We start from the raw sequence: 8,718 nt of genomic DNA, 5'->3' as shown, positions 1-8,718 counted from the left end.
TGTCAGGCGCTCCGGAAAGCATCGACAGAATTCAGAACGAGATGAGCTCGGTAGTCAGCCCCCGCACTCCGCAGCGCATAGTGGTGATAGGGTATGGCAAGTCCGGGCAGGCTGCGGTAGAGGCCATGGCGGGTACCAATGCGCAGTTTACCATTATCGATGCTCACGACAAGCCCGAGGTCGACGTGGTCGGCGATGCCCGCAACCCGGATATATACGAACGGGCGCGGATTGCAGACGCCGATAGCGTGATCATTGACACCGATGACGACGCAACCACCCTGTTCGCTACGCTCATCACGCGCGACGCAAATCCGGAAGCGCATATCGTAGCCCGTGCAAACGAGGAAGGGAGCGTTCATAAGCTCTATCGGGCCGGTGCAGACTACGTGCAGTCGCTCTCTACAATTAGCGGACGCATGATGGTGTCAACGATCTTAGCCGAGGAAGAGGTGCTCACGCTGCAGACGAAGATCGACATTGTCCGGTTAGATATCGGGCGTCTGGCCGGGCAGACCCTCGCTCAGGCGGATGTGCAAGCCGCCACCGGATGCATCGTGGTGGCTGTAGAGCGCGAAGGCGACGTAATAACGTCGCCGGACCCCAGAGGCGTTATTTTTCAGGACGACGATCAGGCGATTGTGCTCGGCACCGACGAGAGCGTGCAGCGCTTTGAGAAGATGTACCTGCGTTGACGAGCGCATTTGAGCGTAGCCTACCGCAGCTGGGCCCCCGACCCTGGGGGGGCCACTTCGTCGAGTGCAATACGACCGGCGGGCATCGGCACGCCTGCAAACGGATCGTCGCTGAGCAGTAGCGAGCCGTCGAGGTCGCAGTAGTCCAGCAGCGGCGTGAGGTGGGCCGCCGGAGCGATAGAGGCGTTGCTCTCGATCATGCAGCCGAGCATCACCTCCAGCCCATGAGCGCGAGCCGTATGCACCATGCGATGCGCTTCTTGTAGCGTGGCACATTTCATGAGCTTCAGGTTGGCGATGTCGGCCCGGTCGGCGATACGGGGAATGTCAGACAGCGTCACACACGACTCGTCGAGCGCAATGGGCAGCACCGACCGGTCGTACACGAACTTGAGCGCCTCGTGATGCTCGGCAGGCAGGGGCTGCTCGACAAACTCCACGTCGTAGTCGGCCAGCACCTCGATCATGGCTACGGCCTCGCGGGGCGTCCAGGCCTCGTTCGCATCTACACGAAGCGTAGCATCTGGCGCGTGGGTGCGTACCGCGTCGATGATCTCCCGGTCGCGTGCGGTGCCCAGCTTGATCTTCAAGGTCGGGTAGCCGGCTGCAACGGCCTCCTGCGTCTTCTCGATCATCCGCTCGGTCGAGTCAATCCCGATAGTGAACGAGCTGGTGAGGGCCGCCGTGGCATCGAGCCCCCAGAAGCGGTAGAGCGGCAGTCCGGCCTGTTGCGCCCGCAGGTCATGTAGCGCCGCACTGATTGCCATCTTAGCGGCGGCGTGTCCACGCACGACCGCGTGCATCCCGCGCTCAATCCGCTGCAGCGCGTTCGGGTCGCCCACGCTCGTCACTACGTCGAGCAGCTCCGGCAGCACCGCCATCACGGTATCGACCGTCTCGCCGTAGCGCCGCGACGGGGCCGCGCCTCCGACGCCTTCGCGGCCCTCCGCGTCGGCAATGCGCACGACAACATTCTCGATCTCGTGGACCGTTTCGCGTGCAATAGTGAACGGATACGTGGTCTGGAGCGCAATGCGCTCAGCGGTCGTTGCCAGCATAAAGAGATAAAATTATGAGAGGGCGTCAAGGAGCGCATCCGGACCAAACCGGACGGGGTCGGTAGCAGGCAGGCCGAGCGCGTGGGTGTAGCGCTGAACAGCGGCCCGGGCGTCGTCGTCATGCGCAATCGAGTGCGTGTTGAGGGCACCGCCCACCATGCGGGCAGGGTGTAAGGGGCGGGCCAGCCCTTCGTAGAGGTCCACGTAAGCGGGCGGGTCGGGCAGGGGGAAGTCCTCGAATCCTTTGCTGTGCGCACGCCCGGCCTCGTGGCAGAGCACCAGCGCGTCGGGCATGGCACCGTGCAAGATGCCGCACGTAACGGCCGAGTACGCAGGGTGTATGATGCTGCCCTGCCCTTCGACGAACAGCCAGTCGTGATCGTGGCCCTTCTCAAGAATCATCTGCTCGACGGCCCCGGATACAAAGTCGCTCACGATCGCATCGATAGGGTGGCCCCACCCGGCGATCATGATGCCGGTCTGCCCGGTTGGGATAAACGCCGCACGCTCCCCGCGGGCCTGCGCGGCACGCGTCAGCTCCAGCGCCACCGTCATCTTGCCTACGGCACAATCGGTGCCTACCGTCAGCACTACGGTGGCCGGCACGTTGCGAGCCCGCCCCTGACTCACAGTGAGCCCGCGTGGGGGCCGCCGGACGTCGCGAATGGGGGCGCCGTGCTCCTCGGCAAGCGCTGCAAACTCGGGGTCGTCCTGCAGAAAATCATGCAGCCCGGCCATCACGGTACAGCCCCGCTTCAGCGCCGCGCGCACGTCGGGCCGCCATGCCTCGTCGAAGCCGCCGCCTACGTTGGCAATCCCGATGACCAGCGCATCCACCTCGGGGGCATCCTCCATACGCGCCACGATCGGGGCGTCCTGCACATCAGGCAGCAGAGCGCGCACCTGCTCTCCGGCATGGCCCCGATCAATGACCGCCGCCACGTCGAACGTGCTGTACCGGAGCAAGCCAACGGCGGTCTTTGCGAAGTGCGGAAACTGGTCGTGGGCGAGAAGGGCAACGCGTTTCATAGGAGTCAGAAGCAGCAGAGAGCAAGCAGTAGGCAGGGGGATGCGGAGCGCAGGCGAACAACAGCAAGCGTCGCGCTGCCCGTCTACCAGCAGAACAACACGTGGTTGAGGTCGCGAAGCAGTATGCCATAGCAGCCAATGCGAAATTGGATGCGTACAGCATAGATGTCTAACATAACTGCTCCCATGATGAATCGCTACTCGCTCCGTTCAAAAAGCAGTTGAGAGGCTTGCGGTGCCCTGTGTTCGGTAGCTTCCAACGTAGCATTATCTCGAACGCGTTGTCACAGGACTGCGCCCGGTAGGCAGTCCGCCTGGCGAGCAGGAGATGGATCGACTGCAGCCGCTCATTTTCCGGTTGAGCCCTTCGCATCCCTGCTCGAAGAGCCCACCCAGCTGGCACTACGCCGAAATCGACGATATCGGCACGCGCTGCACCGCATCCGTCATCCAGCAGTCTTCGTAGGGCGCCTGCGTCTGCTTCGACAGCCGAAACACGTATCCGACAGGGCCCGACTCGGTCGAGAGCATCACCCCCATGCGCGCTTCGGTATCGGTCTGCTGCACCTCGCTGTACCGGGCCCCGTTGTGGTCGATCATCGGGCCATATGCGTTTGTTTCAAAGAGCAGCCGAAACCGCTCCAGCGGACCCGTAGCGCGCTTGTTGGCGGGCGAGGCAAAGCGAAACGCTGCTTCAATCCCGGCATCCGGGTGCGGGTCGTTATTTTGGCCCAGCGCATCCACCTGAAGGCGGACCACCTCTTCCACAGAAAGCGCAGGCGATGGCTCGGGTAGCGAGTCGGGATCGGTAGACATTGGCACGTCAGAAGACGGTATGCCAGAAGAGGATACAGGCGAAAACATGCCGCCGCTGCTACCCAGTAGAAGCAAGGCAACAGCGGCGGCTATCGTTGCGGAGAAGACAAAGCTGCGCGTGTGGATCATAGCGGAGGCGGTGTGCAGAAACGTGTCGTGACTCCGCGACCTCCGACTGTGCTGTGTGTCAGCGACAACGCGTCACGGGTAAGCATCTGAAGGCTACTCCAGATGGTGATAGTCCAGCTCATGCTCCTCGTCAATAGCCCGCTGAACGGACGCAGACGGTGTATCTGCTGGCTGGATGTCGACCTGCATGCGACCGTCTCCCGTCGGAATGCAGCGAATGTTCTGCTGCCAGGCAGGGTCTTTCTCCGGATAATCCGTTCGGGCATGGGCGCCGCGCGACTCGGTACGCTCCAGGGCACCTCGCAGGATCGTCTCGGCGGTGGTCAGCATGCACCGTACGTTCTGCGCGTTCTCATAGCGCAGGGTAGTGCGGTCGGCCTGCACGTCCATGTCCTTTGCATCGGCCTGCACCTGCTGGAGCTGCTGCAGCCCGGTAAGCAGGCTATCTTCATTGCGAAGGATGCCTGCATGCTCCCACATCAGGGTGCGGATGCGCGTCATGAGTGCCTCTGGCGTGTGCGGTCCGCTCGATGCAGCCAGGGCGTCCTGGACAGCGATGTGTTCGCGGACACGTGCCTCGGGGAGGGGCGTGCTCGGACGCGTGTGGAGCGTCTCGGCGATGTGCTGCCCTGTAACCTGTCCGAAGACGATGGTCTCAACCAGCGAGTTACCGCCAAGCCGGTTGGCACCATGCACGCCAGCGGTGCACTCGCCCACGGCGTAAAGCCCATCGACCTCAGTCTGACCGGTCTCGAAGCTCACCTCGATGCCGCCCATTGCGTAGTGCGCGGTTGGCGCGACCTCCATGGGTTCTTTCGTGATGTCGACGCCGTGCTCGGCAAACTCCTCGACCATGCGCGGCAGCCGCTCGTGGATGTACGCATCATCGCGGTGCGAGATGTCGAGCAGCACCCCGTCGTCTTCGGTGCCCCGCCCCTCGCGGACCTCCTGCTCAATCGCACGTGCCACTACGTCGCGCGCATCCAGCTCCATCTGATTTGGCGAGTATCGCTCCATGAAGCGCTCGCCCTCTGCGTTGTAGAGGCGCCCGCCCTCGCCGCGAACGGCCTCGGTGACGAGGTGCCCGGCTTCGTCTTCCGGACGCACCTTTCCGGTTGGGTGGAACTGCACGAACTCCATATCGCGAAGCGGCACGCCAGCGCGAAAGGCCAGCGCCTGGGCATCGCCAGTGTTTTCGTCGGGGCGCGACGAGCTGCGGCGGAAGAGCGAGGTGTGTCCGCCCGCCGCAATGATAACCGCATCCGCATCAAACGCTACAGGCGTACCCGCATCCATATCGAATCCGACGGCCCCAACGGCGCGCCCGTCCTCCACCACAAGGTCGGTGATGTACAGGTTCTGGCGATACGGCACGTTAAGGTCCATGGCCTTCTGCACGAGCGTCTCCATGAGCGCCTTGCCCGTGCGGTCGCCCACGAAGCAGGTGCGCCGAAACGACTGCGCGCCAAAATAGCGCTGGTTGATTTTGCCGTCGTCGGTGCGGTTGAAGTCCATGCCCCACGCATCCAGCTCGCGAATGCGTTCGGGGGCTTGCTGGCAGAGCAGCTCCACTGCGGTGGCGTCGTTCACGAAATGGCCCTCGTTGAGCGTATCCGCCGCGTGGATCTCCCAGCGATCTTCGGGGTCGAGGCTGCCGAGTGAGGCATTGATGCCCCCAGCGGCCCAGATCGTGTGCGCGTCGCCATGAGCACGCTTTCCAAGAACGAGACAATCAACGCCGTGCTCAGCCAGTTCGATACTGGCACGGAGTCCGGCCGCACCAGCACCGATGATGAGCACATCGGTCTTGACGGTTTCGGTAGAGGTAGATGCAGACATAACAGATGCTTGGCAGTATAATTTGATGGATACCAGAGTGCGCTATGCAAGACTGCATTGCAGCAGCGCAGACAGTACGGCTATTTAAAACACGTACGAAGCGGATAGTTTTTGTTTGGGGCTTCTCACAGCATAGAATTGGAGAAACGTAACAGGTGTACGGTTCTTGTAGGGGGCGGGATATCACGCTCACGAATCATCATAGCCCGCGAAGTACTCCGTAGCTTCTGGCATCCGTGCAGAAACTGTCGCAAAACAATTTGTTATTCGTTATGATATGCAAGTGATATCAGAGACGAAGTGATATTTCGTAGCGCATGACCAGAGCGCAATCGAGCCAGACGATATAGCCAGACGATACAGGGTAGTGGATGAACGAAAAGCTACGCCAGTGGATTTCCGACATCTCGATTATCCCGGAGTGGACAACGGAGTATGACTCGTCTGCTGCGCAGGGTGATGTGATTGCGGGCATTACAGTGGGGGTCATGCTCATCCCTCAGGGCATGGCCCACGCCGTCATTGCGGGGCTGCCGCCGATCTATGGACTCTACGCTGCATTGGTCCCACTCATCATCTACCCTTTCTTTGCGAGCTCCCGCCACCTGGCCATTGGGCCCAGCGCGGTCGACATGGTCATCGTGGCCGCCGGGGTCGGAGCTATTGCGCAGGTGGGGTCCGACCAGTACATCGCGCTGGCTATTCTGCTGACGCTCATGGTGGGCGTCATTCAATTGCTTATGGGGGTGGCCCGGCTTGGCTTTGTGGCGAGCCTGCTGTCGCGGCCGGTTATTGCAGGGCTTACGTTTGGGGCGGCCCTCATTATCGGGTTCAGCCAGTTTGACCAGCTCCTTGGCATTGATCTGCCGCAGACGCAGTACGTGTACGTGCTGCTGTATGAAGCCGTACGGCACATCGGAGAGGTGCATCTGCTTTCGCTGGGTATCGGGCTGGGGAGCATTGTGCTTCTCGTTGCTATGCCATACATCAAGCCGGCTATTCCAGCGGCGCTGGTCGTCGTGGTGCTTGGCACCCTGGCGGGGTGGTTCTTTGCCGTTGAAGATATGGGCGTTCGCGTAATCGGCGACATCCCAGCTGGACTTCCGGCGTTTACAGTGCCTGCGCTGGGGTTAGGTGATATGCAGAGCCTGCTCTCAGCAGCGATTGCCCTGGCGCTGGTCCAGTTCATGAAGAACGTATCGCTTGGGCGCGTCTTCGCGGCGCGTCACAACTACACGATCGATGCCAACCGGGTGCTCATCTCTGCCGGCATGGCCAACATTGTAGGTAGCTTCTTTCGGAGCCCGCCCGCAGGAGGAAGCTTCTCGCGCACCGCGGTGAACGAGCAGTCGGGCGCTCAAACGCCTGTGGCGAACATCGTATCGGCGGGGATTATTGCGCTCACGCTTCTCTTCCTGACGCCGCTGTTCTACTACCTGCCAATGCCTGTGCTCGCGGCGATTATTATGGTCGCCGGTTTTAGCCTGATTGATGTGCAGGAACTGCGCGAGTTGCTGAAGACAAACCAGCGCGATGGATATATTGCGCTGTTTACGGCTGGGTGCGTGCTCGTAGTGGGAATCCAGGAAGGAATCTTGCTCGGCATTGTGGCTACCGTGATTGCGGTGCTCTACCGCATCAGCCGCCCGAACATGGTTGAGCTCGGACATGTGCCGGGCGCGCGGGTGTTTCGGGATATCAACCGCTTCGAGGACACCGAGAAGATTGACAAGGTGCTCGTGTTGCGCGTGGATGCGTCCTTCTCATTCGCGAATGCCGACCACTTCAAGGACTTCATTCTTGAGAAGACCAGGCGCGAGAAGCGTGAGATCCGGGCTGTGGTGATTGACGGCACCAGCATCAACGCGCTCGACACGACAGCAACCGACGCGCTCTGGTCGGTGATCGAGACGCTCGAAGATCGAGGCATTGCGCTCTACTTCGCAGGGCTCATTGGGCCGGTGCGAAAGGTTGTCATCCGCGCCGGGCTGTTCGACAAGCTCGGCGAAGAGCGCTTCCACCTGGATCCGCACGAGGCGGTAGAGCACATCCTGGAGCAACTGGACGACGAGGACGAGGGCGCGCGCCTGTCAGATTACCGCGACAACATTGCAGAGACCGACGAGCCGGAGACACCGGATGCCGCATGATGCCGCATAATGCCAGCAGGGGATAGACTCCGGTGGTGGCGATCTTCGATTTATCGGGAAGGATTGGAGGTGGATATAGTGACGGATGCGTCCGAACTCTTCCGTGTTGCGCACGACCCGATGATAAAGATCACCGAGACGCAAGCCGTCCCCAGCTACAGATTTTACTCACATCACACCCTTCCATAGCCTGGGATCAGGAGCGGATATTCTGGGTGGCCACTGAGCCGCGCTAAACAGATACCACACAGATACCACGAGATCTCGTGTCCTTCTGTACACGAATCTAATTCTCTGACACGGCAGTGCGCAGCTTGGCTGCTCCAGGACGACCGCTGTCCATCTCCAACTCATCACGGACAGCTTCTGGAATCAGCACCTGTCCAAACTGGCTGCGTACCAGGTCCAGACGGTCGATAATGCTCAGGTTGAGAAGGGGAGACGTGTTGCTAACGACTGGCATGAGAGGTGCGTAGTGCAGGGCTATTGAGCGGCCGGGTTACGACGGATGCGTGGTGCCGCTCGCATACGCGAGGTCCTCGTCCAATTCGTCTGTGCCGTAGTGCTGCTCGATGCTCCGTTCCCCCAACAACTGGGCAAATGCATACGGGCTCAGGTTGGCCAGTTCGCGGGCTTTGCCAAAGGAGAGAAGTTTTTCGCGGTACAACGCAACGGCCAATGTACGCTTTATCTCCGACGCCTTGCGGTCATCGGGAAGCACAATCGCCTCAGCGATCGAAGACGGAATGTGAACGTCAAGACCGTTGGGCATGGCGCTCTTAGCAGCTAAGGGGAACGCGGTGTGCGTGCCATTGAATGAAGCATTCAACAGACACCGCATAAACGGCATGTAATCAGCGTGATATGGTACCCAGGGGGGGACTCGAACCCCCACGTCCTCGCGGACAACGGATTTTGAATCCGTCGCGTCTACCAATTCCGCCACCCGGGCTGGTGCAGGGCTTTCGTAAACAAAATCACCCTGCACGGTTCCGTGCGCGC

At 61.0% G+C, this 8,718-nt stretch carries 8 protein-coding genes and 1 tRNA gene; 2 read left to right on the top strand and 7 right to left on the bottom strand.

Features of this window, described 5'->3' with window-relative positions:
- Window positions 1-695, top strand: a 695-nt coding sequence (locus tag PPP56_RS06755) for a potassium channel family protein (RefSeq protein ID WP_353563275.1), incomplete at its 5' end; no start/stop codon positions are given.
- Between the two features lie 20 nt (window positions 696-715).
- On the opposite strand, the gene PPP56_RS06750 is transcribed toward PPP56_RS06755, so the two are convergent.
- From PPP56_RS06750 to PPP56_RS06735, 4 genes are all read right to left on the bottom strand, one after another.
- Complete coding sequence (locus tag PPP56_RS06750) at window positions 716-1,753, bottom strand: dipeptide epimerase (protein WP_353563274.1); 1,038 nt, start codon at window positions 1,751-1,753, stop codon at window positions 716-718.
- Between the two features lie 12 nt (window positions 1,754-1,765).
- The gene (locus PPP56_RS06745) at window positions 1,766-2,782 is read right to left on the bottom strand and encodes an N-acetyltransferase DgcN family protein (RefSeq protein ID WP_353563273.1); all 1,017 of its coding nucleotides are present in this window, start codon (window positions 2,780-2,782) and stop codon (window positions 1,766-1,768) included.
- 402 nt (window positions 2,783-3,184) lie between these two features.
- Window positions 3,185-3,727 carry a DUF4864 domain-containing protein gene (locus tag PPP56_RS06740; protein ID WP_353563272.1) on the bottom strand — a complete coding sequence of 181 codons (543 nt, stop codon included), beginning with the start codon at window positions 3,725-3,727 and terminating at the stop codon, window positions 3,185-3,187.
- 93 nt (window positions 3,728-3,820) lie between these two features.
- Window positions 3,821-5,566, bottom strand: coding sequence for an L-aspartate oxidase (locus PPP56_RS06735; RefSeq protein WP_353563271.1), 1,746 nt, complete (start codon window positions 5,564-5,566; stop codon window positions 3,821-3,823).
- Window positions 5,567-5,937: 371 nt separating this feature from the next.
- Between PPP56_RS06735 and PPP56_RS06730 the strand changes: the two genes are divergently transcribed.
- The gene (locus PPP56_RS06730) at window positions 5,938-7,716 is read left to right on the top strand and encodes a SulP family inorganic anion transporter (RefSeq protein WP_353563270.1); all 1,779 of its coding nucleotides are present in this window, start codon (window positions 5,938-5,940) and stop codon (window positions 7,714-7,716) included.
- 286 nt (window positions 7,717-8,002) lie between these two features.
- On the opposite strand, the gene PPP56_RS06725 is transcribed toward PPP56_RS06730, so the two are convergent.
- The 3 genes from PPP56_RS06725 to PPP56_RS06715 all read right to left on the bottom strand — a co-directional run bounded on the left by PPP56_RS06725 (window position 8,003) and on the right by PPP56_RS06715 (window position 8,668).
- Window positions 8,003-8,179 (bottom strand): PIN domain-containing protein, encoded by a 177-nt coding sequence (locus PPP56_RS06725; protein ID WP_353563269.1) that lies wholly within the window; start codon window positions 8,177-8,179, stop codon window positions 8,003-8,005.
- 36 nt (window positions 8,180-8,215) lie between these two features.
- Entirely contained in the window at window positions 8,216-8,488 is a 273-nt protein-coding gene (locus PPP56_RS06720; RefSeq protein WP_353563276.1) for a UPF0175 family protein, read from the bottom strand.
- 93 nt (window positions 8,489-8,581) lie between these two features.
- Window positions 8,582-8,668: transfer RNA gene (locus PPP56_RS06715), tRNA-Leu, on the bottom strand.
- Between the last annotated feature and the right edge of the window lie 50 nt (window positions 8,669-8,718).

This window comes from Longimonas sp. (assembly GCF_040409695.1).
Lineage (GTDB): Bacteria > Bacteroidota > Rhodothermia > Rhodothermales > Salinibacteraceae > Longimonas.
This window is presented reverse-complemented; position numbering and strand designations above follow the sequence as displayed.

Coding starts and splice junctions, on each gene's coding strand:
- PPP56_RS06750 (WP_353563274.1), bottom strand. CDS start 1,753: ATGCTGGCAACGACCGCTGAGCGCATTGCGCTCCAGACCACGTATCCG.
- PPP56_RS06745 (WP_353563273.1), bottom strand. CDS start 2,782: ATGAAACGCGTTGCCCTTCTCGCCCACGACCAGTTTCCGCACTTCGCA.
- PPP56_RS06740 (WP_353563272.1), bottom strand. CDS start 3,727: ATGATCCACACGCGCAGCTTTGTCTTCTCCGCAACGATAGCCGCCGCT.
- PPP56_RS06735 (WP_353563271.1), bottom strand. CDS start 5,566: ATGTCTGCATCTACCTCTACCGAAACCGTCAAGACCGATGTGCTCATC.
- PPP56_RS06730 (WP_353563270.1), top strand. CDS start 5,938: ATGAACGAAAAGCTACGCCAGTGGATTTCCGACATCTCGATTATCCCG.
- PPP56_RS06725 (WP_353563269.1), bottom strand. CDS start 8,179: ATGCCAGTCGTTAGCAACACGTCTCCCCTTCTCAACCTGAGCATTATC.
- PPP56_RS06720 (WP_353563276.1), bottom strand. CDS start 8,488: ATGCCCAACGGTCTTGACGTTCACATTCCGTCTTCGATCGCTGAGGCG.